The organism is Rothia endophytica, from assembly GCF_039543885.1.
GTDB classification, from domain to species: Bacteria; Actinomycetota; Actinomycetes; order Actinomycetales; family Micrococcaceae; genus Rothia; species Rothia endophytica.
In genome coordinates, this window is the sequence record NZ_BAABKP010000007.1 from 24,752 (window position 1) to 50,846 (window position 26,095).

A 26,095-nucleotide genomic window follows, 5' to 3' on the forward strand; every position below is an offset into this window, starting at 1 on the left:
AGCTCACCCGCTATTGCGACCTCCACGCCATGACGAGCCGCTAAAGTAGAGCCATGGCAGAAAACGCACACGAAGTCCCCGCCAAATATGGGCAGGCTACCAACATCTACCACCCCCGGATCGGTTCCTACCACCGCCGCATCATCGCTGGCCTCCCCAGCGCAGTGCTAGCGCTGGCCTGCCTCTGGTTCATGCTGGCAAAACGTCCCACACCACTGGTTATGGTGCTCCTGGCACTCATAGCGGTTGGGGCAGTTATTACGCTCTACTCCATGCTCAAACCCCACATTGTGGTACAAACCCCAACTCATATCCTGCGTGGGCGCCTCTTCGGCTGGCACGCTGTACCCCTTGCAGACATCGACCACACCGTTATCGCAGAACGCCTCACCCCCAAGCAGGCTGCCGGTAAAGAACTCACCGGAGTGGCTGCCGTGCGCTATAAGGGCGTACCGGCTCTCTGGGCAGTCAACACTAAAAAGAAGCGAGTTTTCCGCCTCGATGGCCGCATCTGGGATGCCAAAACCCTGCGTACCATCGCCTCCACCCTCGCCCCACAGACCACCGTCTACCCCAGTATTAACGTCACCCAAATGAATCAACAGTGGCCGGGGCTCATCACCTTTAACGAACTGCACCCCGGCTGGAAATCCGCTACCGTCGGCGCGGTTGCAGGTATCTTCCTGCTAGCGCTGGCTGTAGCTGCCCTCCTACCGGACGAAACACTACAGCAACTGCATATTCTCTAAACCCTGCTCAGCACTGCCACCAAGAAGGTCGAGGTTTCGGTGAAAGGGTGAAGTTCCCAAGTGGAGAAAGTGCTATCTAGCTTGAGACCGGACGCCGCGGCGTCCTCAAAGAAATGAGCGAAATCGTAGCCACGCCCCGCACCAAAACCAATGACCGCCCGGCCCGTTGGGGCCAGTACAGCCGCTAATTCCTCTAGCACCTCGCGGCGAGTAGAAGGCGCCAAGAAGGTCATCACATTGCCGGCTGAGAAGACCATGTCAAAGCCTTCTTCACCGAGCTGGCTGTCCTTGCTATACCCTAGGGACTCGCGCAGATCCGCCAAATCTGAGACTACCCAGTGCGCCGCGGGGCAGACCCGCTGTGCCTCTTCAATGAGTTCCGGGTCAAGATCCACGCCTGTCACCCGGTGACCTTTTTCATGCAGATGCGCACCCAAACGTCCCATGCCGCACCCAGCATCTAAAATCTTGGCGTTACGCGGTGCCATCGCGTCAATGGTGCGGGCTTCACCCCAAATATCTTTGCCTTGCTCTTCCATCGCCCTAAAACGCTGGATATACCACTGCGCGTGAGCTGGGTTCTGTTCCTTGGTAATCTCCCAGGCTGATTTTTCGCGGCTCATGCCTCACCATCCATTTCTTTGATAGTTTCTTCTTGTACTAGTGCAGCTTCTGCTGTCTCAGCGCTCGCATGCTCCATCTCGCCGATGATGTCTTCAACAAAACGGGTGACATCGTCACTGCCGTAGACAGGACCGCCAGCCAAAAATTCGTCGGTGCCCAAAGCGACTGCTGAGGGGGTAGCACCGCCAAAGAGCATGCCTGTTCTCGACTCGGGGTCAACAAACGGTTGCATATCAGCGGGTAAATCCATCTGCTGTAGGTGACTTTCACTGCTGACTACCGGGTGCACACCTAGCATGGGCAGACGGTGGTGCCAATCTGCTAGTTGTTCAATAACGGGCTGACAACTGCCGCAGGTGGGAGACACAAAAATGAGCAGGCGTGCCTGAGTAGCTGAGAGGTACCGCAGATTAACTTCAGCACCCTCGTTAGATTTTTCACCTTTTTTCGCGGGGTAGCGGAGGGAAGCGAAAGGGATGGGGGTGCGCAGGTAGTCTTCTGCCTCGTCCCCGGGTAGCGGCTGGGATTCTGCCGGTTGGTCAGTGACCGGTTGTTCAACCGCCTGAACCGTCTGCTCAGAACGGTAGATGGACCACAGCACCAGTGCCGCTAGCCCCGCACCAATTAGCCAGAGCCATCCGTCCGCGTCGGTCGCCAGCAACATGGTGAGTGCTGACCCGCGGGTAACGATGGCCCCAATGAGAGCCCCAAAGGACGCCATCAGCAGGGCGGTGTTGCGAATGAGGGTAAACATTGAAACCGGCGCGGTTGAGGCGCTGCCAAAGCAGTTACATGTAGCCGTGTTGCCCTGCACTACTGCGCGGGCAATAGCAGCCCAGTAGCCGATAAAGAGCACTACAGCGGCGACCGCTACCAGAACCTGCCAGATACCGGGCAAGATGAGTAGGCCAGCGGCAAGGGCAAGCTCTGCCCACGGCAAGATTTTTGCAATGGGTTTTACCGGTAGCCACTGGTCCAACTTGAGATTAACTATGGCGGTGACGGTGCTGGTGGGTTCTTTGATTTTTGCCACGCCGCTAACAGCCAGTGTCACGATAATGATGAGTGTGCATAAGACAAGGGGAGTCATAGCGTCTGAGAGGGTGCTTTCTGAGATGGGGAGCAACTACCTCTTTAGTTTACTGCCGCCGCTCTGACCCACCCTGTTAGGGTCAGAAAAAGAAAACCTGCCAGGTGGGTACCCGGCAGGTTTGAGATTGGAGCGGCTGACGGGAATCGAACCCGCGTATCAGGCTTGGGAAGCGTGCGCTCTACCATTGAGCTACAGCCGCGCGTGGCGTCCACATAAAGCGGAGCTACAGGAATACTCTAGCCATGCTCGGGGTGTGCGTCAAAATGTGACGGCGAAATACGATATTTTGGGAGGGTGTTATTTTCTGATCAGGACATCCGCAAAGAAATCGAAACCGGGCGTATCGCTCTAGAGCCGTTTGACGAGTCAATGGTTCAGCCTGCCAGTGTGGACGTGCGCATTGACCGCTTCTTCCGCCTGTTCGATAATCACAAGTACCCCTTCATTGACCCCTCTCAGCCACAGGAAGACCTGACCCGGCTGGTAGAGGTCGCCCCTGATGAACCCTTTATTCTGCACCCCGGTGAGTTCGTTTTGGGTGCTACCTACGAGAAGGTAACTCTGCCAGCTGATGTGGCGGCCCGTCTTGAAGGTAAGTCTTCCCTCGGACGTCTGGGGCTTCTCACCCACTCAACCGCCGGGTTCATTGACCCCGGTTTTTCAGGGCACGTAACCCTTGAGCTGTCCAATATGGCAACCCTGCCCATTATGTTGTGGCCCGGTTCGAAGGTGGGCCAGCTCTGCTTCTTCAAACTAACCAGCGAGACTGAACACCCCTACGGTTCGGGGACTTACGGCAACCGCTACCAGGGTCAGCGTGGCCCCACAGCCTCCCGCAGCTACCTTAACTTTTATCGCACCACCATTCCTGCCGGCAACACCGAGAGCTGATGCGCGGTCTACTGGTTCGCCCTGCCGGAGTAACCATACTTCTAGCTTTTGAAGATGACAATCCCCAGCTCTGGGTTGATACCCAGCGAGCCTGGGCTGCACTAGCCCCCGAGGTCATTGAGGACGCCGGGGCCCGGATTGCTGACGGTGAGCGGGTCACCGTGCTCAGCAGCCGCCCTGCGGATGAGATAACTCAGCAGTGGGGGGATATCGCAAACTTAACCGTGGTCAACTCATCTGATCCGGCCGTTGCGGCTGAGCGTCTTACCGTGGACGTCACCCTTCACCTCCTGCGCGAATATGCCGGTACCGCTCATCTACTGCACGCCGCAGTGGTGGGGGATGCGTCCAGCCACCGCGCACTAGCTCTGGTGGCGCCGTCCGGTACGGGGAAAACCACCGCTGCCCGTTTTTTGGGTGAGCACGTCACCTATCTGACTGACGAAACTGCTGTGGTGATGCCCGATAGGTCAATCCGCCCCTACCCCAAACCCCTGTCTATTATTGAGGACGCTCAGCAGCCCAAGGTGCAGCATAACCCTGCTGACCTTGGGTTACGGGTGATAGCAGCGGATGATTATTCCTTTCACCTCCACCGTATAGTGGTTTTGAACCGGGTGAAGGGCAAGAAGGTTGTTCCCTCAATTGAACCTCTACCCTTAGCGGAGGCCCTGTTAACCATCTCAGAGCAGTCATCGGGCCTCATGATAACCGAGCGAGGGCTAGAGGTGTTGACCGGCCTGCTGGTAGAGACCGGTGGGGCAGTCAAACTGACCTACTCAGAAATCACCGACGCACTGCCGCTCATCCTGAGTCTTTTGTACCAGGATCAAGACCAGCTGCCAGAATCAGAAGCTGCTTTCACCTACCTGCCAGCAGCTAACTTCCTGGTCAACAGCGATACCCCGGATCTTTACCAGCGCTCGGAGGGTTCAACCGGCCTGGTCTGCCAAGACCGCTATCTGGTGGCTCAGGGCAACTCTCTATCAGAGGTATCCATCTATGCCTGGGACTGCTGGGAGATGTTGGCTCAGCCACTGCCTAAAACAGAAATCCATGCGCGTCTACAGGAGCTCTACGGGCCAATTCCCGAGCGCGGCTTTGAGGAATCTTTACTGCAGCTAGAACAGGCAGGGCTTCTGCTACCCGTGGTGGCGTCCCCGCTTTAGAGCGTTGACTCCCGGGCGTTTCCTCGCTGCGGATCCTTGATGGGCAGCAAGAGAAGCAAACCTACAAAAAGCACGATAACGATACCCAAAATACCCCAAAGCTCAGCGCCGAACCAAGTGACAAAGAGGCCGAAGAGAGCGGGTGAGAGGAAGCTGGCGGCCCTTCCGGTCGTGGAGTAAAGGCCGTAGAGCTCGCCCTCGTTGCCCTCATTAACCAGCCTGCCCAGGTAGGAACGTGCGGCGGATTGTGCCGGACCAACGAAGGCGCAGAGGGTAAGCCCGCAGATCCAGAACATGGTGCTACTGGGGAAGAAGAGCAGAGGCAGAGCGGCCGCGATAAGGGCAACCAGGGAGAAAACGATGACTCGTTTGGGGCCAAAGCGGTCGTCCATACGCCCGCCGAGCAGTGCACCCACACCGGCAACGATATTGCCAAAGATGGCGAAGACAATAACCTGATTGGTGCTGAAACCAAAGGAGTTCGCGGCCAGGATACCGCCAAAAGTAAAGATGCCGTTAAGACCGTCACGGAAGACCGCTGAGGAAAGTAGGAAGTAGAGGGTGGTGGGAGCTTCGCGGTAGAGACGACGGATGGTGGCGAAGAGGTCCCGATAGGAGTCAAGGATGCTCTTCTGAGGCTCTACACTGCGGGGGGCGGGAGAGATTTTGTGCACTGCCAGCATGAGAGGCAAAGAGAAGGCAATAGCCCAGATGGCCGAGAAAACCGCGACGGCGCGCAGATTGTAGGCACCGTCCTCGGGAATGCCCAGAATACCCGGGGAAACGAAACCGACCAGGACGATTGCTAGGGCAAGAATACCGCCGAAATAGCCTGCTGCCCAGCCTGTTCCGCTAATCTTGCCGATGGTCTGCTTGGTTGAAATAGCGGGTAGCAGCGCGTTGTAGTTGACCACCGCAAATTCATTGACCAGGTTGCCTAGGGACAGCAGAACAACACCCAGGATGAGGTAGTCAGGGGAGGGCGCTACGAAGAAGCAGAAGGCCATAATGACCGCCAGTAGCACGCTATTGACCCCCAGCCACAGACCTCGTTTTCCCGAGGCGTCCGCCCGCTGACCCGAGATGGGGGCAAGCAGGGCGATGAATACACCGGCAATGGTGAGACCTACCGAAAGAACCGCTGCGGGGTGCCCTTCTTCTCCAAAGCTAGAGCTGGTTAGATAGACCGCGAACACGAAGGTCGTCATGATGGCGTTGAAGCTAGCGTTTCCAACGTCCCAAAGCGTCCACGCGGCAATCATTTTTTTGGATGCCGGCGCTGGGGTGGAGTGGTTATCAGCGGCTGAAACAGGTGAGGTCATAGACACATGCTAGTTGGTTTGGGCGCAGGCGATGGATATATTATCGCTACCCTTTCATGAAAAGATGGAAAACAGATACAAAAACGGCAGGCCTTAAAGCCTGCCGTTCCTGGTAACTATTTCTTAGATCTCAGCCTGATCGGTGGTCTTGTCACCGGACTTAGCTTCAAGCTGGTACTGGGCGCGGGTAACCGCAACTTTGATAATGGTGCCTACCAGACCGGTAATCAGCGACCAGAGAATGATGTCGCGCCAGCGCTCGTCCTCATCGGGGTTATTCTCGGGAGGCTGGTTGCCGGTGATTTTGGTCCAGGTTGCGCTGAGCACCTTGTTTGCCAGGGCAACGCCGCCGAGTGAAGCAGCAGTGCCAGCAATCTTGATGAGAGGATTCATAGTTCAGACCTTTCAGTCAGTGAAATAGGGGGCGAAACGCCGTTCCGAACCAAGACTATCAGTAGCCTGTGCTCTCTGCCGCCTATTGGGCGAGAATCAGTAGAAGCGTGGTGATGGGTTTACCTCCCTCCAGGGGATTCGGGGCTGCCAGAGATTATTGCGAGCGCTCAGCGCGAATCATCAGAGGGTCAGCTGGCGGGACGAAAGCCCCCGCTACGCTTGACTATAAGTAACCCAGAGCAAGGCATCGATACAGGGAAGCTTTCGTTGGCTCGCCCTAGTGGTTATACTGGGGGAGTTCTACACTTGAACTGCTCGCATAGTTGCGGGTATCGACAGGGGAGCGCCACCATCGGCGCTGAGAGTGCGCTAGGCGCAGACCCTCGAACCTGATCCGGTTAGTACCTGCGATAGGGAGTCGAGTTCTCGGAAACAGGTGCCACCCGGTGCCTGGGTCCCCCCTTCCTACATGTATAGGAAGGTTATTTTTATGGCTGAAAAGCGTTCTACCGCGTGGCGGGTTAATGAGATTGTGATTGCTTCGGTGATTGCTGTGGCTTGCTCGTTAGTTTTTGCTCTGTGGAATTTGGGGGTTTACCCCGTGACCCAGACACTGTTGGCGGCAACTGCGCCGCAGTTACTACCGCTGATTGGTGGTGGCTGGCTGATTGCGGGCACTTTGGGGGCTTACCTGATTCGTAAGCCTGGTGCGGCACTGTACTGTGAGCTGTTGGCTGCCCTGATTTCTGTTTTTATTGGGCCTGGCTCTTTTGGCCTGCCTATTCTTATTTCTGGTTTAATTCAGGGCGCGGCTGCTGAGCTGGTCTTTGCTATCTTTCTTTACCGTGCCTGGAACCTGCCGGTCATGCTGTTGGCCGGTGCGGTGTCCGGCTTTGCCATGGGGCTGAACGAGGTCATTATTTACTATGCCGGCCAGTTCAGTGCGGTTAACCAGGTGATCTATGTAGCTAGCGGTGCCCTATCTGGTCTGGTAATTGCGGGTCTGTTGATGTGGCTTTTGGGGAGGGCGCTGGAAGCTACCGGTGTGTTGGACTCCCTGGCTTCAGGCCGGTCGCGCCGAGGTTCTTCTGCCCGGTAATGTCTAGTCTCCGATCAAGGTCCCGGTCGAGTGCTGCCATCGTGGCAGAGAACTTCGGCTGGCACTACGCGGGCCGGGACCAGCCTGCTTTCAATAATCTGACCTTTGAGATCCCTGCGGGGCAGAAAGTCTTGCTGCTGGGGCACTCCGGTGCCGGTAAAACAACCCTCTTGCACGCTATGGGCGGGGTAGCTCAGGACGCCGACGGGCAATCTGCCAGTGGTTCGCTGACGGTGGGTGGCGCACATGCCCTGACTGAGCAGGTGCCGGCTGGGCTCATGCAGCAGGACCCGGAAAGCTCCATTGTGTTAGCCCGGGTGGGTGATGACGTTGCCTTCGGGCCAGAAAACCTAGGCGTTGTGCGGGAAGAAATTTGGCAGCGGGTAGACGTCGCTCTAGCGGCAGTGGGTCTTGACCACCTGCCCCTGGATTACCCTACAGACCAGCTTTCGGGTGGCCAGAAACAGCGCCTGGGTTTAGCGGGTATTCTTGCTATGCAACCCGGAGCTCTCCTGCTGGATGAACCCACCGCCAATCTCGACCCCGCCGGGGTGCTTGAAGTGAGGGACGCCGTCATCGCGGCACAGGCTACTACTGGTTCAACCCTGGTGGTTATTGAGCACCGGGTGGGTATCTGGGCCGAATATATGGATCGGGTCATTATCTTGGGCGCTCAAGGGATTACCCATGATGGCACACCCGATCAGGTCTTCCGCGAGGCGAGAGAGGAACTCATTGACGCCGGGGTATGGGTGCCGGGCTTCACCCCCCAACTACCGCAGCCGGCGTCCAGACCCGGTGAGCAACTGCTGACGAGCAAAGATCTGGTCACCACCCGACTCTTGCCTCGGAAGCGAGATATTCGCCGCCGCGCACGAGCGCTTAAAGATAGCCCCCCGGCGCCCTACCCGCTGGATCTGCCTGCGGTGGGGCATGTGCACTCTGTGAGCGTTCTTGCCGGTGAACACCTGGCTATTACAGGTGCCAACGGCAGCGGAAAATCGACACTGGCGCTGACCCTCGCTGGCCTCCTCTACCCTGCAGACGGGGTGGTGGCAGCCACAGGTGCGCTGAGGGCTAGAGCCTCACAGGAGAAACAGGAACCTGGTTGGGACCCTGCTCGCTGGGAACCCCAGCAACTTGTTACCCGCATTGGTTATGTTTTCCAAGAACCAGAGCACCAGTTCCTTACTGCCAGTGTGCGTGCTGAACTGGAATACGGTCCTCGACAGGTCGCAAAACTGAACCGATTGCCCCTCGATGAGACCGAGCTGGACGCCCTGGTGAGCGATTTGCTGACCCGCCTGCGTTTAGAAGATGTTGCTGACGCTAACCCCTTCACTCTCTCGGGCGGAGAAAAACGCAGACTGTCCGTGGCAACGGCTCTTGCCACAGCCCCTCGCTTGCTTATTCTCGATGAACCCACTTTTGGTCAGGATGCCGGCACCTGGGCTGAGCTGGTCGTCCTCATGAATGAACAGTTAAACTCCGGCACCGCCATTATTTCCGTGACCCATGACCGGGACTTCATTGCTGCACTGGGCGGCAGAACCCTGCGTCTGGGGCCAGGAGGACAGACAGATGAGCACTAATCCTTTTGAACGCTCGGCTCTGCAGGATTCCTGGTTGGGTCGACGCAACGCCGGTATCAAATTCGGGGCGGCGTTAGTGTGCAGCGTGCTCATCATTCTGGTGATTGACCCGCTCACTGCCTCCCTTATTTTGGGCCTAGAAATTTTTGGCCTGCTGGTCGCTCGCTTCAATGCCTTCACCCTGCTCATCCGGTTCTGGCCCATATTGGTAGCTTCGCTGGTCGGCGGCTGGGCTACCGCCCTCTTGGCCGAAAAAAATGGGGAAGTCGTTCTTGATCTAGGCTTCAATTACCTCACCACCCACTCGGTAGAGATTGGTGTGGCTATGGTGCTGCGCTCCCTGGCGCTTGCACTGCCGTCACTGATGTTTTTTACCACGGTGGACCCTACGGACTGGGGGGACTCCCTCGCGCAAACTTGGCGTCTACCTGCACGTTTTGTGCTGGCTGCTCTAGCTGCTCTGCGACTGGTGGGCCTGATGCTCGCCGAATGGAACACCCTTTCCATGACCCGCCGAGCCAGAGGAGTCACCGGTAGTTCCAGTGCAGCCGGTTTAGTGCAGAGTATCAGAGCCAGTGGCGGGCAGACCTTTGCCCTGCTGGTTCAGGCCCTTCGCCGGGGCAGTCGCCTTGCTATCACTATGGAGGCGCGCGGTTTTGGGAACCGGCAGCGTACCTGGGCGCGACCGGATCGGTTTACCCCAGGTGACCTTGTTTTCACTGTCTGCGCCTTGGCTATCCCCCTGGTTGCCTATGCGGCGTCCTTCTCCGTCGGATCCCTGCAACTGCTTTGGCAGTAATCCTTTGTCTCTACTTGTGGGGGCAAATTTAAGTAATCTCTGGTCAAACCTGCTTATAAAAAATAGATATGATGGCTATCGTTTGTGAAGGTCATAACTAATACTGTTCCCTACTGCAAAAAATAGGTAGTTTAGGACTATAGGCTCACATCAATCCATAGCTTGCCCCTGAGTCTATGGATTGAGAGAGCTCTCGCGCCCCTCAGTGGTGCTCGCACAACAGACGATGCCCCGTCACTGTGTATTCCCAGACGCAGCGGTGGGGCATCAGTGGGTCTTCCGGTGCCCGCAGGTAACCTTAGGATATGACTCAAACAACCGTAGTAATGCTCAGCACCGAGCACCCTGCCGGTGCCCTCGTAGACGCCACCGCCCCTCTCATTCACATTGAAGACCAGGGCTTAACTCGCGGCGATGGTGTCTTCGAAACAATGCTGTCCGCCAACCGTAGCGTGCGAAAACTTGGTGCCCACCTAGCGCGGCTGACTGGTTCAGCTAGGCTCCTTGACTTACCCATGCCTACGGAAGAGAATCTGCGCACCGCCATCGATCTAGCCTTGAGCGCAGCTGAAGCTGGCCCGCAGACTGTGCTGGGTGAAGAGCATACCGTGAAAATCATTATCTCCCGCGGAACCGTAGCGGGTGGCCCCCACTCATGGGTTACTGTTGCCCCCAGCCCCGCCGGAATCCTCACACAACGTGAACAGGGGGTGCGCGCCATGCTGCTACCCCGCGGCCATGACCCGGCAGAAGATTCCACCTACCCGTGGCTACTGGCCGGTGCTAAGACTCTGTCTTACGCCGTCAACATGTCGGTGCTGCGCTACGTGAAACAGCACGGGGCCGATGACGCCATTTGGGTGACCGAAGACCGCCGAATTCTCGAGGGTGCGACCTCGTCCGTCATCGTGGCTAAAACAGAGGGGGAGAAGAAGGTTCTCTACACCCCTGAACCCTCCCACGGCATTCTGCCCGGCACCACCCAGGGCGTCATCTTTGAAGGTGCCCGCACCGCCGGGTGGGAGCTGGGCTACGGTCCGCTCTACCCTCATGACCTGCTTGAGGCGGACGCCGTGTGGCTGGCCTCGTCTGTGCGTTTGCTAGCCCCGGTCACCCATCTCAACGGCACACCTTTGGCTACCGATTCGCAGCTGACTGAAAAGTTCTTGGGCTACCTAGCGCGCAGCTAGCGTGACGAGGTGGTGTAGTCGCTTTCTGCCTTGGGCGTGGTCAGGAGAGCGAGGGCTGCCAGCAGGGCAAAGCTGCTGATGGTTAGTGCTAAGGGCATGTAGGCGCCGCCTCCGCCGAGGGAAACCAGCGGGGAGGCGAGGCCGCCCATCACCGACTGGGTCAGGCCCAGCATGGCCGAAGCTGACCCTGCAATATGGCGGGCTTCGCCCAGGGCAAGGGAAGAAGCGTTACCAAAAATCATGCCTACCGAGCAGGTCAACGCGAAGAGCAGAACAAGGGTGGGCACTAATTGGGGTCCCATGATGAAGTGAATCAAAATCAGCAGGCTCACCGTGACTAGTGAGCTGACACCGATAGTCAATAGCTTGCGCAGCGCCACCCTGCCGACCAGCGCCGTCATGACTGAAGAAGCCAGCACGATACCTACCGAGTTCACCCCAAAGACGTAGGTGAACTGAGTTTCGCTGAGTCCCAGTACGTTTTGTAGCAGGTAGGGGGAACCTGAAACATAGCCAAAGAGGGCACCAAAGGCCAGCGCCATGGTCAGCATGAAACCCATGTAGCGGCGAATTTTCACTACTTCAGCGATGCCGGCGTAGGCCGACAAGAGACTACCGGTGCGGCGCCGCTCTACCGGTAGAGATTCCTTGATGAAGATGGTCACCAGCACCATGGACAGTGCAATCATAACTGTGATGACCTTAAAGACATCGCGCCAGTCACCGTGTGCTAGCACAATGCCGCCAATCAGGGGTGCGGCAACAGGGGCGATACCGTTAATCATCATCATGATGCCCATGAGGCGGGCAGTTTGCAGACCGCTGGTGGAGTCAGCCACCACTGCGCGCGCCAGTACCAGGCCGCTAGCCCCGGTGAAACCCATAATAAAACGGGCAACAATAAAGAACTCAACGGTGGGTGCAAAGACGCAGGCAAGGGTTGCAAGTGCGCAGAGAACGATGCCAACCAGAAGAGGTCGCCGGCGTCCTGTCTTGTCTGATAGCGGGCCGACCACGAACTGGCCTGCACCCATACCCAGCATGAAGGCAGTTAGCGTCAGCTGAGCCATGGAAGCAGTGGTGTTGAGGTCTGCGGAAATCGACGGGAGTGCCGCTAGATACATATCGATGGCTAGCGGCCCAACGGCGGTCAGGGACGCTAGTGTAAAAACAGCGATTTTAGAAAGACCGGGTGGTGTTTGGTGGGAGGTGTGTGAAGATTCCATGATGCCCTTTCGTGCCTGCAAAACTCACTTATTCTACGGGGCGGGGCGGGGCCGTCGTAATAGGAAATTTAAAAGAAAAATGTGTTCTTGCAGACCAGCACCATGCCTTCTGGGAAGAAGGTGGGCAACTAGGTAGCGTGAAGATAGAACCTATATGAGCGATTCAGCAAGCTGATTGACCCGGCTCTCAATATCATCCAGGATGAGGTTCATGCGCTCAGCTCCTTCAATGCCTTGATGGGATGGCTCTATTGTGTCCCACCGCTCGATACGTACGCCGGCGGGAGCGTCAAGCTGAGCTTCTTTACCCACAACAACAATCGCTGTACAGTTTTCTAAACTTTGCGGGTCAATTGCTTTGGGGAACTCGCCGTGGGTTGAGTAGCCCCTTGCTTCTAAGGCCTGAACAGATTCGGTGTTGAGGGCTCTGCCTGGTTCGGTGCCGCCGGAAAGGACTTTTATGCGATCTCCTGCAACCTTACGCATCACTGATGCAGCCATCTGCGATTTTCCGCCGTTCTTTACGCATACAAATAGCACTGTTTTCATGGGATTCTCCTTAAGTGGAAAGGTGTAAATAATGATTAATCTAGGAAGTACCTTTGGCGTGCCCACAGGGCCACATAGACTAGCGCTACGAGTACGGGCACCTCAATCAGGGGGCCAACCACACCGGCAAGTGCCTGTCCGCTGGTTACACCAAAGGTACCAATAGCTACTGCGATGGCTAGCTCGAAATTATTGCCTGCTGCTGTAAAGGCTAGGGTGGTGGTTTTGGCGTACCCGAGGTTAAGAGTCTTGCCGATAATCATGCCTGCTGTGAAGATCACGAGGAAATAGACCAGCAAAGGCAGAGCAATACGAGCGACATCCCAGGGCCGTTCAAGAATGGTTTTCCCTTGTAGTGCGAAGAGCAGAGTAATAGTGAACAACAGCCCATAGAGTGCCCAGGGGCTAATTATGGGAAGGAATTTTTCCTCGTACCAGGTTCTGCCTCGTGCCCTTTCTCCCCAGACACGCGTTAGAAAACCTGCGAGTAAGGGTATACCAAGAAAAACTAAGACAGAGAGGGTGATAGTCCACAGTGAAAAGTGAGCGCTGGTCACGGGCAGGCCCAACCAGGCCGGCAGAATCTGTAGGTAGAACCATCCCATCAGGCTGAAGGCGAGTACCTGAAAAACAGAGTTGATAAGGACGAGGACGGCTGCTGACTCACGGTCGCCACAGGCTAGGTCATTCCAGATCATGACCATGGCAATACAGCGAGCCAGACCAACGATGATAAGCCCCGTTCGGTATTCCGGGAGGTCGGGCAAAAAAACCCAGGCTAGTGTAAACATAAAAGCCGGAGCCAGCAACCAGTTAATGACGAGGCTGGTGATGAGTAATTTTTTGTCGGTCAGTACTGAGCTGGTCTGGTTGTATCGCACTTTTGCGAGCACGGGGTACATCATCACCAGCAGACCAACTGCAATTGGTAGCGAAACCTGGCCAATTTTTAGTGCTTCCAGACTCTCGTTCAGGTGAGGGACCGTTTTGCCAAGAACCAACCCCAGCCCCATGGCTCCCATAATCCAGAGGGGTAGAAATCTGTCTAATGTTGAGAGCTTTGCTATGACAGGTTGCTCAGGTGGTGCGGTAGACGGGAGATCTTTAGAGGGCATTGAAACTCCGTAGTGGATTGAGGATGTAAACATCCATATATCGATATGTATCAATATAAGAATGGTATCTATATTGATAGTTGTCAATATATGAAAGAATGGGCTTATGGAAAAATCACCAGTCACTGTGCCCGCGGAGGCTTGTGTGTCTGCCGGGCGCAGAGCTCTGCCGAATCAAGTAGCCCAAGAGCAAGCTAAACTTCTTAAAGCGTTGGCTGACCCCAACCGACTCCTGCTCTTATCCTTGATACCCCCGCCACCTCAGACAATCTGTGTCTGTGACCTGACGGGCGCACTTGAACTTAGCCAACCGACAGTTTCGCACCATCTCAAAGTACTGTCCGACAATGGATTCATTAGCCGGCAGAAGAAGGGAACCTGGGTGCACTATTCTTTGGTTGAAGAAAAGCTAAAGAAGACCTCCGTACAGTTATCTAAACTCGCTGAGAGCACTAGCTAAACGGAAGTGGATGCTCATGGCGTTTGATAAAGGTGCGCCGCAGTGGCATAAACCTGCGCGTTAGCGGTGATGATAGCGTCCTCCTGAGCGGCCCACATATCCCAGTAAGGACGGTAGGTTTCCCCGTCCCGTCTCAGCGCCCGCTGCTGGCGCTCGCTATCAGAGAGCTCGACCCAGATACCTAAATGGTGGGCACCGCAGAGGGCACCAACCCCCTCAACCAGCAGGACGCCGCAATCAGCCTGGGTAGTAGCAGTGAAAGGGTGCGGGCCGGTTGGTTTACCGGCCGCCCAATCCCAGCCGTACCAGGGGCCAGGAGTCTGCCCTGCAACTATTTCAGCGCTGAGAGCCTGCCAACGGCTAACAGCTGGAGCAAGACCTTCCCAACCCTGGTAGGTGTCATCCAACCGGAAAACCCCTACCGGCAACCGCTGTGAGAGTAATGCGGATAACTGGGAGGTCAAACTGGTTTTACCAGCTCCGCTGCGTCCATCAAGGGCAACAACTAAGGGGGCCTGCCCTTGGTGGTGTTCTACTGCCTCGGTGATGAAGGCCGCCAGTTCTTGGGGAGTGCTAAATTCAGCCACGATGATGCTCTTCTCATTGTCCGTGATTGACCTCAGATGAACTTACCGCGCCACTACCCCAAAAGAAAGCCACTTGCAGGGCCTGCCGCTCTATAGTTGAACCAAAACTACCAACCCTCGACCAAAGATGCCCGCAATGAACGAAGAGCTAACCCGTCAAGGCGAGCGACTGCTCGCTGCTGCTGAGAAGAGCCGCCGCGTGCTTGAACTGCTCAGCCGCCCCGCCGCACTGGGCTTCAACCTACCTGTTAGTTACACTGGGTCCCTCTACCGTTTTGCCCCCTTGGCCCCAGCTCACCTGGTGGGGGCAAGCGAATGGTTAGCTCTGACCTGGTGGAAGCAGCGCTCACCGGCTGACTTCGATGTCCTGCGCAATGTCAGTCAGGCAGATGACCAGGTGCCTGCCATGATTCAAGCCATCCGTGACGGCCAAGGTGGCATGCTGACCCGCTTCTTCGGTGGCGCTAAAAAGCAGGCAGCAGAAGCAGCCTCTGCTGAGTTAGCTAGCCGGCTAGTGGCGGTGGATGCCGACTTAGGGCGGGTCCGCGCTCTGTTAGCAGAAGCAGATGCTGGCGTCCCCTCTATGCCCCAAGCTTTTGAAACCAACGCCCTGGGCTTGCAGGACGCCGCGGCGGTAGCCCTGACACGCTTTGCCGGCGAACGCTGGGAGCAAGTGACCTGGGAGAAGTTGCCCGCAACCCAGGTAGCTGCCTACCAGCAGGTGCTCGGTGCCCTCAACACCCCAGAACGTGCCCAACTCATGAGCGGTATGGGCGCTGATATGGAGGCGCTGAAAACCGAACGTGCCCGCCTCACCCTGCGCGATATCCCCGTTGATAAACTGCGGGAGCTCACCAGTGGAACCGTACGCACCGCCCCGCTGATGGACGCCGGAATCGGCACCGTTGACCGGGTGCTGGACCACACTCCACAGGATCTCACCCGCTTCCCGGGTATTGGCGAAACCACCGCCGCCCAGCTACACGCCGCCGCCCAGCGCCTGCTGGCAGAAGCAGCCGGGCAGGAAAAGGAAACCCTGGGCGAATACCGCACCCCGGCAGCTGAACGCATGCTCATCGGCGTAGACCGCCTCCAAGTGATTGACGCTGCCATCCCGCAAGCAGAACTGCGTGAACGACTTACTGGTTACGCCCCGCTACTCAACCAGGGCACCCCCATCGGTGACTTCTACGTGGCATTAGGGGAGGACCGCACAGACTACGACCAGCTGCTCGAAGACCTCACCTGGTGCCAGGCCAACGGGAACATCAGCGTCCCCCCAGCCACCTGGCTCACCGCAGACGAAGCCTGGCAACGCTACCTGGCTGACCCCTCCACCTACCAGGCACTGCTGGCACATTATCTGGGCAACGAAAACCATGGCGATGATTACCTGCCCGCCGAAATCAACGAGCGAATCCGCAAGTACCCCATCAACCTTGAGGGCCTGGCAGCCACACTGCGCGGCTATCAAAACTACGGCGCCAAGTTCATGTTGGCGCAGAAGAAGGTCATTTTGGGCGATGAGATGGGCTTGGGTAAAACCATGCAGTCCATCGCCGCCCTCACCCACCTGCACCACCAGGGAAAAACCCACTTTGTGGTGATCTGTCCCGCCTCTGTGGTCATTAACTGGGCCCGCGAACTGCAAAAATTCTCCCAGCTCACTCGCTACACCGCCCACGGTGATGCCCGTGAAAGCCAGGTAGCTGAGTGGAAGAAGACCGGCGGCGTCCTCATTGCAACCTACGACGGGGCGCGCCTCTACGCCGATGACAGCTGGCCCATCGACGCCCTCATCGCCGATGAAGCGCACCTGATCAAGAACCCCGCCGCCCAGCGCTCTCAGGCAGTTGCCGCTCTAGTGCGCCGTGCTGAATACGCCGTCCTACTTTCAGGCACCCCCATGGAAAACCGGGTCAGCGAGTTCGTTACCCTGGTGGACTACCTGCAACCGGCCCTGGTGTCTGAGAGCGGCATGGAGACCCTGCTGGCCAGCGAATTCCGCACCCGCATCGCTCCTGCCTACCTGCGCCGCAATCAAAAGGATGTGCTCTCAGAACTGCCCGATATGACAGAGCACCGTGACTGGGTGGAACTGACGGGCCTGGACACCGAGGCATACCGCGGTGCTGTTGCCGAGGGCAACTTCGCCCTCATGCGCAGGGTCGCATGGGCTGCCGAAGACTCTGCCAAACTCACCCGACTGCTTGAACTGGTCGATGAAGCCGAGGCTGCTGGGCGTAAGGTGCTTGTTTTCTCCTTCTTCCTCAGCGTCCTAGAGCGTCTGCAGAAAGCATTAGGGGAGCGCAGCATCGGCCTTATTACCGGTAGCGTTGAACCGGCAGAACGGCAGGGAATCGTCGATCAACTAGGGGAGGCTGCACCCGGCTCCGTTCTGCTGGCGCAGATTACTGCCGCCGGCGCTGGGCTGAATATTCAGAGCGCCTCTGTAGTTATTCTCTGTGAACCCCAGTTCAAGCCCACCATTGAATCCCAGGCGATTGCTCGAGCCCACCGCATGGGGCAGCTGCACACGGTGGACGTTTTCCGTCTGTTGGGCGTCGATACCGTAGACGAGCGCATGCTAGAAATTTTGGGCCGCAAGTCTCAGCTCTTTGACGAATACGCCCGCATCTCTGCCGCCAAAGAATCTGCCTCAGAATCAGTGGATATTTCGGACGCTAAGCTAGCTACTCAAATTATTGCCGACGAGCGCCGCCGCCTAGGTTTAGACCTTGAAGCCACTGTTCAGGACGTCCAAGGGACTGACGAGACTGCTTAGACCGTGGTGAGCTCCAGGTGAGATGGGCGGAGCTCACCGCAGAAGAAAGCAGCCATTACTGGCTTTCTAGTGCTTCTTCAACGTAGGCCAGGACGCCGGGCACCGCTGCGCGAATCATCTCAAATGTTTCGTAGAAATCCTCTTGGTTTCCGTACCAAGGATCATAAATGCCTAGGTCTTCTAACGGTTGATGCGCTACAGCGGGGTCAAACTCTCGCATGAGCCGAACCTTTGCCGCCGCTGCATCATTCGGTGCCAGCCGTTTGAGGGCTTGGTGGTGGTTAGTGTCCATCGCAAGAATGAGGTCAAAGCGGTCAAAATCTTGGCTATTAAATTGCTGGGCGCGGTGAGTTGTGGTGTCGATACCTAGCTCATCCAGCACCTTTTGAGCGCGGCGATCTATGGGGTTTCCTCGCTCTTCGTTGGAGATGCCACTTGAGGCTACTTGGAGGGGTAGATCGGCGCGTGCGGCGGCGTCCTTGAGGAGGAACTCACCGGTGGGTGAGCGGCAAATATTGCCGGTGCAGACTGTCATGACTTTATACATATCCATATTTTTTCATGCGGAGTATGAGCTTGTATATCGTGCACAAAAACCTTAGAAACTTGTGTGTAAAAGTATCTGCTCGGGCGGAAAACTATACCCAAACTGTGTATAGTCTTACAAGTACACACACTTGATGGTGTTCAGGCGGTCACGCCGGTTCATACAGCAGTGAACTAGAGGAACACCATACACTCAGTTTCTTGAGTTTCTTTCGAGATGACAAAAGCCCCGCGCCCCACACAGGTGCGGGGCTTTTGCGTTTTCCGGACGCCGGGGTGGCCGAACCCTGGTTTCGTGCAAATGCTGCGGTAGGCAGATATGCTGCATAAAATGGCACTGACAATGATGTCTCACCGAAACTAGATATGACGACAGAACCTCACGAGACCCCAGCCCTCAAGCGAAAAGCGGGTAACTATATAGCTCTGCTCGGTTTACCAGTTTTATTTGTTCTCATGCCGTGGGTGCTAGCTGTGGCGCTGCCTCATCGCGTTGTTCCAGCCGTTCTGGTGGTTACGCCCCTAGCCTTGGTGGTTCTGAGCGTCTACGAAGCGATAACCTACCGACCCAGCATCATCTTTGGCCTGGTAGCTGGGGCATCAATGTGGTGGGCAAGTAGGCTGTTTTACCCGGACGGAGCGAGCTGGTATGTGCCGATTGTTCTGTTGATTGTGATTGGGGCTTCTCTGCCCTGGGGTAAGAAATTCGTTACCGAGTGGAGTAAATCCGCAGAGGACGAGAGCTAATGCTGCGCTGGAGCCTTGAGCACCCAACTGCCGGGCAGATAGTACTTGAGCGGGGTTCAGACGCTGAGTTTTGCGCGCTTGACCCTGATTGGCCAGAGCAAGAACCTCAGGGCAAAGAAGAGAGCGAACCCAACGAATCGCGGGCGGGTGCTGGTCTTCGGGGGCGGGTACTGAGCTATTTGGCACGTCCCAGGCAAAGAGTGCGGGTACTGGTGAACGGTGAAGTAGTGGGCAGATACTCCGGGACACCTGCCACTATTAACCTGAAGAAAAATCTGGCCAGCGGTAAATTCTCTACACCCAAAACTGTGGCACCCAGCCAGCCCCAGCTGAGGTGGACAAAAAAACTTTGTGGATGAGCTGCTCCTCGTTGCCTATAAGCACGGGGCTGAAGACGAATACATTGAGCTGGACGCACCACCCGGTAGCCGCGCTGAGGCATATCAGGCGACTTTGGACGTAAGCCCAGCCAAGAGAGCTTTATTTCCCTTCTTGTTTGGCCTGGGGAAATCTGTCTGGTACATCGTGGGCCTGATTCTGGCGCCTCTGGTGGCGCGCATCATCAAGTGGCTAGTGGGCCAGCTACCTGAGTTTAATGTGGCAGCGCCACAGATAGATCTGCCTGTGCCAGTTTTGCGGCTGCCCAGCCCTCCCGATATCGATATCCCCGCGCCCCAGTGGAAGATTCCCTGGCCCGATATATCTCTGCCCACCCCGCCCGATTGGGTCTTTTTTCTGCTGGAGCACTCTAAGGCATGAGTGCCACTTGTCATTGCGTGCGGTGTGGCTGTCGCAGCGGTGCGGAACTCCAAGAAATCAAGACGCCGGAAGACTCAGCTGCAGAGCCGTGCGGACGGCAGGCAAGACGTCCACCGCGACTAAAAATGTAATACTCCCGCACTTTCTCTCTTAAACCTGAGAAAAAATCCTGGTCAAAGAGAGAATGTGCGGGGGTATGTGTATGGCAGAACTTTAGCGCCCGAAAAGACGGGTAAAGAACCCGCCGGAGGGCTGGGCGGCGGCCTTTTCAGCGTCGGTGTGCTTGCCGTTGCACCACTGGCTAGTGGGTACGGACGCCTTGACGGTGGCGATGTGCTGGCCGCAGCCAGTCCAAGTGGTTTTTGAGCAGACTTTACAGGTGGTGGGGCGACACATGGGTTTCTCCTTAGATGTGATGGTCTAGTTATCAAAATATTATACCCCCCGGGGTATAATGGCAAGGAAGGTTTAAGTTGCTGCTGGTTCACCTCGGTTAAAGAACGGGCGTTCCTCGTAGCGTTAGTGAAAGGTTAAATAATGAACCAGGCTCAGAAAACCGTTGTCATTGTTGGAGGCGTGGCAGGCGGTATGTCTGCTGCCACCCGCTTGCGCCGTCATGATGAATCAATGCGCATCATCGTGCTGGAGAAAAGTGGCTACGTGAGTTTTGCCAACTGCGGCCTGCCCTATTATCTGGGTGGCGTGATTGAGGAGCGAGACAGCTTACTCTTGCAAACTCCTGAATCGCTGGCGCAGCGTTTTGAGCTCGATGTGCGCGTAAATAGTGAGGTTTTGTCCATCGATAGGGCTGCTCAAGCCATCGACGTCAAAATCGCTGCCGGTACTGAAACTCTGAATTATGACGAGCTTATTCTCTCGCCGGGTGCTACCCCCCTTTGTGCCTCCCCTGCCTGGGGTCGAGCAGGCTTTGACGCTGCGAACGGTGGAAGATGTTGACGCCATTATGGCGCGCACTCATGAGTTGCCCTCCGGTGCATCTGTTGCTGTGGTGGGCGGTGGTTTTGTGGGTCTTGAGGTTGCAGAAAACCTCTCTCATCGAGGCTTCCACGTTTCTCTGGTGGAAGCTGCACCCCAGGTGATGGCGCCGCTTGATACCGAGATTGCGGCGTTGGTTCACCGCGCCCTCCGTGATGGTGGCGTCGACCTTTACCTAGGTGAGGCTCTTGCGGAAATTCGCCAGAGCAAGATCAAACTTGTCAGCGGCAGTGAAGTGCCTGCTGATATGGTCATCCTTGCTATTGGTGTGCGCCCCGATTCCCGCCTGGCGGCAGGTGCTGGTCTTGCCCTTTCAGAGAGGGGCGGAATTCTAGTCGATGAGCACATGCGTACCAGCGATCCTCATATCTATGCGGTGGGGGATGCTGTGGAAAAGCGGGACGCTCTGAGCGGCCAGGGGGTGCTGGTTGCCTTGGCGAATACTGCCAACCTGCAAGGACGTCTGGTGGCAGATGTAATTGCAGGCCGGCCTGTTGCTCAGCGCCCGGTGCGCGGCACCTCGATTATGGGGCTTTTTGGGGTGACGGCTGCGAGTGTCGGCTGGAACGAGCGCCGCCTCAAGCAAGAGGGTAGGGATTACCGCGCAATTCATACCCACCCCTCAGATCATGCTGGCTACTACCCAGGTGCTTCGGGGATGTCTCTGAAGCTGCTGGTTGATTCAGCTACCGATGAAATACTGGGTGCCCAGGGAGTCGGGGAGTCAGGCGTCGATAAAAGAATCGACATCATTGCCACCGCAATGGCCGGTGGCTTGAGGGCTTCCGATTTAGCAGAGCTGGAGCTCGCTTACTCGCCCCAGTTTGGCTCGGCTAAAGACCCGGTTAATATGCTGGGCTATATTAATCGCAATATTCGGGATGGGTTAGTTCAAACGGTTCAATTCCATGAGTTACAGGATGAGCTGGACGCCGGTGCTCTGCTGGTTGACGTACGAACTCCTGGTGAATTTACCCATTCACCCATCCCCGGTGCTGTCAATATCGAGCTTGATGCTCTGCGGGAGCGCCTGGGCGAGCTGGAAATTGACCGCCCCATCATCGTTCATTGTCAGGTTGGTTTGCGCGGTTATTTAGCTGCGCGCATTTTGAACCAGCATGGATATCAAGTGAGGAATCTTGATGGAGGGTGGAAAACCTGGAATTCTGCCCAACAGTAATTATTAGTTTCTATTGAGCTGCGCAAAAAAGTTGAGCGTATTTCACTCAAGTCTATTGACAGAGTTGCCAAAAGGGTGCAAACTGTTAACCAAGACATCTGAGTTGAGTGAAAGGCGCTCAACTTCGAAGATGTCACCAGTGTAAATATCAAACCAATACAAGGAGTAAATCTCATGGCACGTGCAGTAGGCATTGACCTCGGTACCACCAACTCAGTTGTAGCAGTACTCGAAGGTGGCGAGCCCACCGTTATCGCCAACGCCGAAGGCGCCCGCACCACCCCCTCCGTCGTAGCATTCAGCAAGGATGGCGAGGTTCTAGTAGGCGAGGTAGCAAAGCGTCAGGCAGTCACCAACGTTGACCGCACCATCGCGTCCGTCAAGCGTCACATGGGCACCAGCTGGTCCCAGGACATCGACGGTAAGGCGTACACCGCTCAGGAAATCTCAGCTCGTATCCTCATGAAGCTCAAGGGCGACGCTGAAGCCTACCTGAACGACACCGTCACCGACGCTGTGATCACCGTTCCCGCATACTTCAACGACGCTGAGCGTCAGGCAACCAAGGAAGCCGGCGAAATCGCAGGTCTTAACGTCCTGCGTATCGTCAACGAGCCCACCGCAGCAGCTCTGGCTTATGGCCTGGACAAGGGCAATGAAGACGAACTGATTCTAGTCTTCGACCTCGGCGGCGGTACCTTCGACGTTTCCCTGCTCGAAGTGGGTAAAGATGAAGACGGCTTCTCCACCATCCAGGTTCGTGCAACCTCCGGTGACAACCGTCTGGGTGGCGACGACTGGGATCAGCGCATCGTTGACTTCCTGCTGGAGCAGGTCAAGTCCAAGACCGGTGCTGACCTGTCCAAGGACAAGATCGCTCTGCAGCGTCTGCGCGAAGCAGCTGAGCAGGCTAAGAAGGAGCTCTCTTCAGCTACCTCAACCAACATCTCCCTGCAGTACCTCTCCGTTACCGCAGAGGGCCCCATCCACCTAGATGAGAAGCTGACCCGCGCTAAGTTCCAGGACATGACCTCAGATCTGATGGAGCGCACCAAGAAGCCCTTCAAGGACGTTATCTCAGAAGCCGGCGTATCCGTCTCAGAGATCGCTCACATCGTTCTGGTCGGTGGCTCAACCCGTATGCCCGCTGTCACCGAGGTTGTCAAGGAGCTCTCCGGTGGCCGCGAGCCCAACAAGGGCGTCAACCCCGATGAGGTCGTCGCTATGGGTGCAGCCCTGCAGGCAGGTGTCCTGAAGGGTGAGCGCAAGGATGTTCTGCTGATCGACGTTACCCCCCTCTCCCTCGGTATCGAGACCAAGGGCGGCGTCATGACCAAGCTGATCGAGCGCAACACCGCGATCCCCACCAAGCGCAGCGAAACCTTCACTACAGCTGAAGACAACCAGCCTTCAGTGTCTATCCAGGTCTTCCAAGGCGAGCGTGAGTTCACCCGCGACAACAAGAACCTGGGCACTTTCGAGCTGACCGGCATCGCCCCTGCACCCCGCGGTATGCCCCAAATTGAGGTCACCTTCGACATCGACGCCAACGGTATCGTGCACGTATCCGCAAAGGACAAGGGCACCGGCACCGAGCAGTCCATGACCATCACCGGTGGCTCATCACTCTCCAAGGAAGACATTGATCGCATGGTCAAGGACGCCGAAGCACACGCTGAGCAGGACAAGGCACGCCGCGAGGCAGCCGAGACCCGCAATGCAGCTGAGAACTCCGCTTACTCCATCGAGAAACTCATCAAGGAAAACGATGAGAAGCTACCCGAGGATGTCAAGACTGAGGTTCAGGCTGACGTGGACGCCGTCAAGGCAGCCCTTGAAGGTGAAGATGATGACGCTGTCAAGGCAGCATTCGAGAAGCTACAGGCTTCACAGACCAAGCTGGGCGAAGCACTCTACGCCCAGGCACAGGCCGACGCAGCTAACGCTGACGCCGGTGCACCCAAGGCTGATGAAGACGATGTAGTAGACGCCGAAGTTATCGACGAAGACGAAAAGAAGTAACCATGTCTGAGAACACCAACGAGCCCCAGGGCCAAGAAGCCGATTCGCTGGAGGAGGCCTTCAGCGCCCCCGCCGCTGACGGTCACCCTGAAGCGACCGAGGGTGTCACCGACGAGGCCGCTGCACCGGGTGAAACCGGTGTAGCCGCCGAGGCGGGCGAGACTGCAGATGCTGCCCTGGCAGCTGAACGTCTCGAAGACCTGCGCCGCCTTCAGGCTGAGTTCACCAACTACAAGAACCGCACCGCCAAGGAAAAAGAGCAGCTGCGCAACTTCGTGATTGGCGATGTCATTGCCTCTTTGCTGCCGGTCTTTGACGACATTGACGCGGCCCGCACCCACGGTGACCTGGAAGATGGACCCTTCGCCGCAATTGCCAAGAAACTGGATGAAACCCTCACCAAGCAGGGTCTGATCCGCTTCGGCGAAGTCGGCGACGCCTTTGATCCCCAGGTGCACGAGGCAGTGCTGCAGCAGCCCACCGGCGAGGTGGAACCCGACCATGTATCCATGGTTCTGCGCTACGGCTACAAGGTCAACGACCGCGTCGTCCGCACCGCGCAGGTAGCGGTAGCAGTCGCTGAATAAGGCAGACTAAAACCACGGTGGGCGGGCACATCATGTGCCCGCCCACAGCCCTAACTGGGCAGCAAAAAACTTTTTCTAAACGATTACCGTCTACCCGGAAGGAGACGCACATGGCTAGTGAAAATTGGCTGAACACAGATTTTTATAAGGTATTGGGCGTCTCTGAAACCGCCTCAGATGCAGACATTAAAAAGGCCTACCGCAAGCTAGCGCGTAAGTACCACCCCGACCAGAACCCCGGCGACGCTGCGGCTGAAAAGAAGTTCAAAGAGATTTCAGAAGCCAACGACGTGCTCTCGGATAAGAAGCAGCGCGAAGAATACGACCAGGTCCGTAAATACGGGGCTGCCGGTTTCGGCGGCGGCTTCCCGGGCGGTGCCGGTGGGTTCCCCGGGGGAGGGTTCCCCGGTGGGGCAGGCAACTTTAGCTACAGCACCGGTGGTGGCTCCCAGGGCATCAACATTGAGGATCTGTTGGGCGGAATGTTTGGCGGCGGTATGGGCGGTAGCTCATCCCGCGGTGGCTTCTCCGGTGGTATGGGTGGAGGGTTCCCCGGCGGTTCCGGTGCCTTCCAGCAGTCCGCGCCTAAGGGTGAAGACGCCACCACTAGTGCCCGCATCAGCCTCAAGCAAGCCTACGAGGGCGCCGAAGTTAGCGTTTTCCGCCCCGGCGGTTCCCAGACCACAGCCCGTCTACCCCAGGGCGTCAAGGACGGTCAAAAGGTGCGTTTGCGCGGCAAGGGGCACGCCGGTCCCGGCGGTGCTGGCGATCTGCTGGTGACCGTGCGTGTGGACGCGCACCCTATTTTCGAGCGCGAGGGCGATAACGTGCTGGTGCACGTTCCCGTCACCCTGGAAGAAGCTGTTAACGGCACCATTCTTGAGGTGCCCACATTAGACGGCAAGAGCGTTAGGCTCCGCCTACCCGCAGGTTCACCCACTGGCCGTAAGCTGCGAGCCAAGGGCCGCGGCTTCGTGACCAAGAAGGGAACCGGGGATATGCTGGTGATACCCGAGGTGCAGGTACCCACCGACCTGACAGACGAGGCGCAGGCAGCTCTATCCCGTTTCCTGGAGTTAGCACCCCAAGGTAACCCGCGCGAAGAGCTCTTCAAGAAAGCCGGTGTGTAACCATGGCCTTGGAATCAGACCGACCGGTCTTCGTCATCTCGGTGGCGGCCGAGCTGGCAGGTATGCACCCGCAGACCCTGCGCCAGTACGACCGCCTGGGCCTGGTTCAACCCTCCCGCGCCCCGGGTAAGGCCCGCCGCTACTCTGAGCGGGATGTGCAGAAGCTCCAAGAAATCCAGGAGCTCTCACAGTCTGGTGTGTCTCTAGAAGGCATCAAACGGGTCATTGATCTGGAGCACCAGGTAGAAGCTCTTAAGGCTCGCAATGCTGAGCTTCTACGAGAGAACGAGGCCCTGATACACCGCTTGCGCGACGGATCACGCGTTTTTGCTGCCGGGGCGTCGGGCGATATCGTGCACTTGGCACGGGGTAAGCGTCCTGTTGCCCGGCCGCGCTCCCAAGCTGTGGTGCTCTACCGCCCTAAGACCGGTAAATAATAAAAAAGCCCCTTTCAGGTTGTTAATGACTACCTGAAAGGGGCTTTT

Annotated in this window: 27 protein-coding genes, 1 tRNA gene and 1 riboswitch; of the genes, 17 read left to right on the plus strand and 11 right to left on the minus strand. The window is 56.9% G+C overall.

Going from position 1 to position 26,095, the window contains the following annotated elements:
• The first annotated feature begins 53 nt into the window (after positions 1–53).
• Complete coding sequence (locus ABD982_RS10545) at positions 54–749, plus strand: hypothetical protein (protein WP_345447363.1); 696 nt, start codon at positions 54–56, stop codon at positions 747–749.
• Here the strand turns inward: ABD982_RS10545 and ABD982_RS10550 are convergent.
• The 3 genes from ABD982_RS10550 to ABD982_RS10560 all read right to left on the minus strand — a co-directional run bounded on the left by ABD982_RS10550 (position 746) and on the right by ABD982_RS10560 (position 2,665).
• Positions 746–1,372 carry a class I SAM-dependent methyltransferase gene (locus tag ABD982_RS10550; protein ID WP_251380581.1) on the minus strand — a complete coding sequence of 209 codons (627 nt, stop codon included), beginning with the start codon at positions 1,370–1,372 and terminating at the stop codon, positions 746–748. The two genes, ABD982_RS10545 and ABD982_RS10550, sit on opposite strands and share 4 nt — an antisense overlap.
• Positions 1,369–2,499 (minus strand): MauE/DoxX family redox-associated membrane protein, encoded by a 1,131-nt coding sequence (locus tag ABD982_RS10555; protein ID WP_345447368.1) that lies wholly within the window; start codon positions 2,497–2,499, stop codon positions 1,369–1,371. Before ABD982_RS10555 ends, ABD982_RS10550 begins: the two co-directional genes overlap by 4 nt.
• A gap of 92 nt (positions 2,500–2,591) precedes the next feature.
• Positions 2,592–2,665: transfer RNA gene (locus ABD982_RS10560), tRNA-Gly, on the minus strand.
• A 95-nt stretch (positions 2,666–2,760) separates the two neighbouring features.
• Here ABD982_RS10560 and dcd point away from each other — a divergent pair.
• Complete coding sequence (dcd, locus tag ABD982_RS10565; RefSeq protein ID WP_345447371.1) at positions 2,761–3,357, plus strand: dCTP deaminase; 597 nt, start codon at positions 2,761–2,763, stop codon at positions 3,355–3,357.
• The gene (locus ABD982_RS10570; protein ID WP_345447374.1) at positions 3,357–4,526 is read left to right on the plus strand and encodes a hypothetical protein; all 1,170 of its coding nucleotides are present in this window, start codon (positions 3,357–3,359) and stop codon (positions 4,524–4,526) included. The genes dcd and ABD982_RS10570 overlap by 1 nt, the downstream gene beginning before the upstream one ends.
• Here ABD982_RS10570 and ABD982_RS10575 read toward each other — a convergent pair.
• Together ABD982_RS10575 and ABD982_RS10580 are read right to left on the minus strand one after the other, a co-directional pair.
• The gene (locus ABD982_RS10575; protein WP_345447376.1) at positions 4,523–5,848 is read right to left on the minus strand and encodes an MFS transporter; all 1,326 of its coding nucleotides are present in this window, start codon (positions 5,846–5,848) and stop codon (positions 4,523–4,525) included. The two genes, ABD982_RS10570 and ABD982_RS10575, sit on opposite strands and share 4 nt — an antisense overlap.
• A 123-nt stretch (positions 5,849–5,971) precedes the next feature.
• Positions 5,972–6,241: a DUF4235 domain-containing protein gene (locus ABD982_RS10580; RefSeq protein ID WP_251380586.1), complete on the minus strand. Its 270-nt coding sequence runs from the start codon at positions 6,239–6,241 to the stop codon at positions 5,972–5,974.
• A gap of 327 nt (positions 6,242–6,568) precedes the next feature.
• A riboswitch (TPP riboswitch) is annotated at positions 6,569–6,675 on the plus strand.
• Positions 6,676–6,731: 56 nt separating this feature from the next.
• On the opposite strand from ABD982_RS10580, the gene ABD982_RS10585 reads away from it, so the two are divergent.
• The 4 genes from ABD982_RS10585 to ABD982_RS10600 all read left to right on the plus strand — a co-directional run bounded on the left by ABD982_RS10585 (position 6,732) and on the right by ABD982_RS10600 (position 10,921).
• A complete protein-coding gene (locus ABD982_RS10585) occupies positions 6,732–7,340 on the plus strand; it encodes an ECF transporter S component (RefSeq protein WP_251380587.1) in 609 nt (202 codons plus the stop codon).
• A gap of 41 nt (positions 7,341–7,381) precedes the next feature.
• Positions 7,382–8,932: an ABC transporter ATP-binding protein gene (locus ABD982_RS10590; RefSeq protein WP_345447378.1), complete on the plus strand. Its 1,551-nt coding sequence runs from the start codon at positions 7,382–7,384 to the stop codon at positions 8,930–8,932.
• Positions 8,922–9,731 (plus strand): energy-coupling factor transporter transmembrane component T family protein, encoded by an 810-nt coding sequence (locus ABD982_RS10595; protein ID WP_251380589.1) that lies wholly within the window; start codon positions 8,922–8,924, stop codon positions 9,729–9,731. Before ABD982_RS10590 ends, ABD982_RS10595 begins: the two co-directional genes overlap by 11 nt.
• Before the next feature lie 305 nt (positions 9,732–10,036).
• Positions 10,037–10,921, plus strand: a complete 885-nt coding sequence (locus tag ABD982_RS10600; protein ID WP_345447380.1) for an aminotransferase class IV — start codon at positions 10,037–10,039, stop codon at positions 10,919–10,921.
• Here the strand turns inward: ABD982_RS10600 and ABD982_RS10605 are convergent.
• From ABD982_RS10605 to arsB, 3 genes are all read right to left on the minus strand, one after another.
• The gene (locus ABD982_RS10605) at positions 10,918–12,147 is read right to left on the minus strand and encodes a multidrug effflux MFS transporter (RefSeq protein ID WP_345447382.1); all 1,230 of its coding nucleotides are present in this window, start codon (positions 12,145–12,147) and stop codon (positions 10,918–10,920) included. The two genes, ABD982_RS10600 and ABD982_RS10605, sit on opposite strands and share 4 nt — an antisense overlap.
• Before the next feature lie 150 nt (positions 12,148–12,297).
• Positions 12,298–12,696: an arsenate-mycothiol transferase ArsC gene (locus ABD982_RS10610; protein ID WP_237204234.1), complete on the minus strand. Its 399-nt coding sequence runs from the start codon at positions 12,694–12,696 to the stop codon at positions 12,298–12,300.
• Between the two features lie 35 nt (positions 12,697–12,731).
• Positions 12,732–13,811: an ACR3 family arsenite efflux transporter gene (gene arsB, locus ABD982_RS10615; RefSeq protein WP_237204236.1), complete on the minus strand. Its 1,080-nt coding sequence runs from the start codon at positions 13,809–13,811 to the stop codon at positions 12,732–12,734.
• Positions 13,812–13,917: 106 nt separating this feature from the next.
• Here arsB and ABD982_RS10620 point away from each other — a divergent pair, with 106 nt between their 5' ends.
• Positions 13,918–14,271 (plus strand): ArsR/SmtB family transcription factor, encoded by a 354-nt coding sequence (locus tag ABD982_RS10620; protein ID WP_237204245.1) that lies wholly within the window; start codon positions 13,918–13,920, stop codon positions 14,269–14,271.
• 14 nt (positions 14,272–14,285) lie between these two features.
• On the opposite strand, the gene ABD982_RS10625 is transcribed toward ABD982_RS10620, so the two are convergent.
• Positions 14,286–14,858 carry a nucleoside/nucleotide kinase family protein gene (locus tag ABD982_RS10625; protein ID WP_345447387.1) on the minus strand — a complete coding sequence of 191 codons (573 nt, stop codon included), beginning with the start codon at positions 14,856–14,858 and terminating at the stop codon, positions 14,286–14,288.
• A 136-nt stretch (positions 14,859–14,994) separates the two neighbouring features.
• Here ABD982_RS10625 and ABD982_RS10630 point away from each other — a divergent pair, with 136 nt between their 5' ends.
• Positions 14,995–17,643: a DEAD/DEAH box helicase gene (locus ABD982_RS10630; protein ID WP_345447390.1), complete on the plus strand. Its 2,649-nt coding sequence runs from the start codon at positions 14,995–14,997 to the stop codon at positions 17,641–17,643.
• 55 nt (positions 17,644–17,698) lie between these two features.
• Here the strand turns inward: ABD982_RS10630 and ABD982_RS10635 are convergent, their stop codons facing one another.
• Positions 17,699–18,196, minus strand: coding sequence for a low molecular weight protein-tyrosine-phosphatase (locus ABD982_RS10635; RefSeq protein ID WP_345447393.1), 498 nt, complete (start codon positions 18,194–18,196; stop codon positions 17,699–17,701).
• A gap of 359 nt (positions 18,197–18,555) precedes the next feature.
• Between ABD982_RS10635 and ABD982_RS10640 the strand changes: the two genes are divergently transcribed.
• Complete coding sequence (locus tag ABD982_RS10640; RefSeq protein WP_251380598.1) at positions 18,556–18,936, plus strand: hypothetical protein; 381 nt, start codon at positions 18,556–18,558, stop codon at positions 18,934–18,936.
• Between the two features lie 351 nt (positions 18,937–19,287).
• Positions 19,288–19,695, plus strand: coding sequence for a hypothetical protein (locus ABD982_RS10645; RefSeq protein ID WP_345447397.1), 408 nt, complete (start codon positions 19,288–19,290; stop codon positions 19,693–19,695).
• 213 nt (positions 19,696–19,908) lie between these two features.
• On the opposite strand, the gene ABD982_RS10650 is transcribed toward ABD982_RS10645, so the two are convergent.
• On the minus strand, positions 19,909–20,091 hold the full coding sequence (locus ABD982_RS10650; RefSeq protein ID WP_251380600.1) for a hypothetical protein: 183 nt from the start codon (positions 20,089–20,091) through the stop codon (positions 19,909–19,911).
• 141 nt (positions 20,092–20,232) lie between these two features.
• Here ABD982_RS10650 and ABD982_RS10655 point away from each other — a divergent pair, with 141 nt between their 5' ends.
• The 6 genes from ABD982_RS10655 (at position 20,233) to ABD982_RS10680 (ending at position 26,047) form a co-directional block, all read left to right on the plus strand.
• Complete coding sequence (locus tag ABD982_RS10655) at positions 20,233–20,652, plus strand: FAD-dependent oxidoreductase (RefSeq protein ID WP_345447400.1); 420 nt, start codon at positions 20,233–20,235, stop codon at positions 20,650–20,652.
• The gene (locus tag ABD982_RS10660; RefSeq protein WP_345447403.1) at positions 20,624–21,871 is read left to right on the plus strand and encodes an FAD-dependent oxidoreductase; all 1,248 of its coding nucleotides are present in this window, start codon (positions 20,624–20,626) and stop codon (positions 21,869–21,871) included. Before ABD982_RS10655 ends, ABD982_RS10660 begins: the two co-directional genes overlap by 29 nt.
• Positions 21,872–22,045: 174 nt before the next feature.
• Positions 22,046–23,893 carry a molecular chaperone DnaK gene (gene dnaK / locus ABD982_RS10665; RefSeq protein WP_251380601.1) on the plus strand — a complete coding sequence of 616 codons (1,848 nt, stop codon included), beginning with the start codon at positions 22,046–22,048 and terminating at the stop codon, positions 23,891–23,893.
• A gap of 2 nt (positions 23,894–23,895) precedes the next feature.
• Positions 23,896–24,480, plus strand: coding sequence for a nucleotide exchange factor GrpE (locus ABD982_RS10670; RefSeq protein ID WP_345447406.1), 585 nt, complete (start codon positions 23,896–23,898; stop codon positions 24,478–24,480).
• Positions 24,481–24,590: 110 nt separating this feature from the next.
• The gene (locus tag ABD982_RS10675) at positions 24,591–25,610 is read left to right on the plus strand and encodes a DnaJ C-terminal domain-containing protein (protein WP_345447409.1); all 1,020 of its coding nucleotides are present in this window, start codon (positions 24,591–24,593) and stop codon (positions 25,608–25,610) included.
• A gap of 2 nt (positions 25,611–25,612) precedes the next feature.
• A complete protein-coding gene (locus tag ABD982_RS10680; RefSeq protein ID WP_345447412.1) occupies positions 25,613–26,047 on the plus strand; it encodes a heat shock protein transcriptional repressor HspR in 435 nt (144 codons plus the stop codon).
• The last annotated feature ends 48 nt before the right edge of the window (positions 26,048–26,095 follow it).

Excerpts from the sequence above, each read along its gene's own strand:
- dnaK (WP_251380601.1), top strand. The coding sequence starts at position 22,046 with ATGGCACGTGCAGTAGGCATTGACCTCGGTACCACCAACTCAGTTGTA.
- ABD982_RS10610 (WP_237204234.1), bottom strand. The coding sequence starts at position 12,696 with ATGAAAACAGTGCTATTTGTATGCGTAAAGAACGGCGGAAAATCGCAG.
- ABD982_RS10670 (WP_345447406.1), top strand. The coding sequence starts at position 23,896 with ATGTCTGAGAACACCAACGAGCCCCAGGGCCAAGAAGCCGATTCGCTG.
- arsB (WP_237204236.1), bottom strand. The coding sequence starts at position 13,811 with ATGCCCTCTAAAGATCTCCCGTCTACCGCACCACCTGAGCAACCTGTC.
- ABD982_RS10620 (WP_237204245.1), top strand. The coding sequence starts at position 13,918 with ATGGAAAAATCACCAGTCACTGTGCCCGCGGAGGCTTGTGTGTCTGCC.
- ABD982_RS10675 (WP_345447409.1), top strand. The coding sequence starts at position 24,591 with ATGGCTAGTGAAAATTGGCTGAACACAGATTTTTATAAGGTATTGGGC.
- ABD982_RS10580 (WP_251380586.1), bottom strand. The coding sequence starts at position 6,241 with ATGAATCCTCTCATCAAGATTGCTGGCACTGCTGCTTCACTCGGCGGC.
- ABD982_RS10640 (WP_251380598.1), top strand. The coding sequence starts at position 18,556 with ATGACGACAGAACCTCACGAGACCCCAGCCCTCAAGCGAAAAGCGGGT.
- ABD982_RS10655 (WP_345447400.1), top strand. The coding sequence starts at position 20,233 with ATGAACCAGGCTCAGAAAACCGTTGTCATTGTTGGAGGCGTGGCAGGC.
- ABD982_RS10575 (WP_345447376.1), bottom strand. The coding sequence starts at position 5,848 with ATGACCTCACCTGTTTCAGCCGCTGATAACCACTCCACCCCAGCGCCG.
- ABD982_RS10650 (WP_251380600.1), bottom strand. The coding sequence starts at position 20,091 with ATGTGTCGCCCCACCACCTGTAAAGTCTGCTCAAAAACCACTTGGACT.
- ABD982_RS10595 (WP_251380589.1), top strand. The coding sequence starts at position 8,922 with ATGAGCACTAATCCTTTTGAACGCTCGGCTCTGCAGGATTCCTGGTTG.
- ABD982_RS10600 (WP_345447380.1), top strand. The coding sequence starts at position 10,037 with ATGACTCAAACAACCGTAGTAATGCTCAGCACCGAGCACCCTGCCGGT.
- ABD982_RS10545 (WP_345447363.1), top strand. The coding sequence starts at position 54 with ATGGCAGAAAACGCACACGAAGTCCCCGCCAAATATGGGCAGGCTACC.
- ABD982_RS10570 (WP_345447374.1), top strand. The coding sequence starts at position 3,357 with ATGCGCGGTCTACTGGTTCGCCCTGCCGGAGTAACCATACTTCTAGCT.
- ABD982_RS10680 (WP_345447412.1), top strand. The coding sequence starts at position 25,613 with ATGGCCTTGGAATCAGACCGACCGGTCTTCGTCATCTCGGTGGCGGCC.
- ABD982_RS10630 (WP_345447390.1), top strand. The coding sequence starts at position 14,995 with ATGAACGAAGAGCTAACCCGTCAAGGCGAGCGACTGCTCGCTGCTGCT.
- ABD982_RS10635 (WP_345447393.1), bottom strand. The coding sequence starts at position 18,196 with ATGGATATGTATAAAGTCATGACAGTCTGCACCGGCAATATTTGCCGC.
- ABD982_RS10585 (WP_251380587.1), top strand. The coding sequence starts at position 6,732 with ATGGCTGAAAAGCGTTCTACCGCGTGGCGGGTTAATGAGATTGTGATT.
- ABD982_RS10605 (WP_345447382.1), bottom strand. The coding sequence starts at position 12,147 with ATGGAATCTTCACACACCTCCCACCAAACACCACCCGGTCTTTCTAAA.
- ABD982_RS10550 (WP_251380581.1), bottom strand. The coding sequence starts at position 1,372 with ATGAGCCGCGAAAAATCAGCCTGGGAGATTACCAAGGAACAGAACCCA.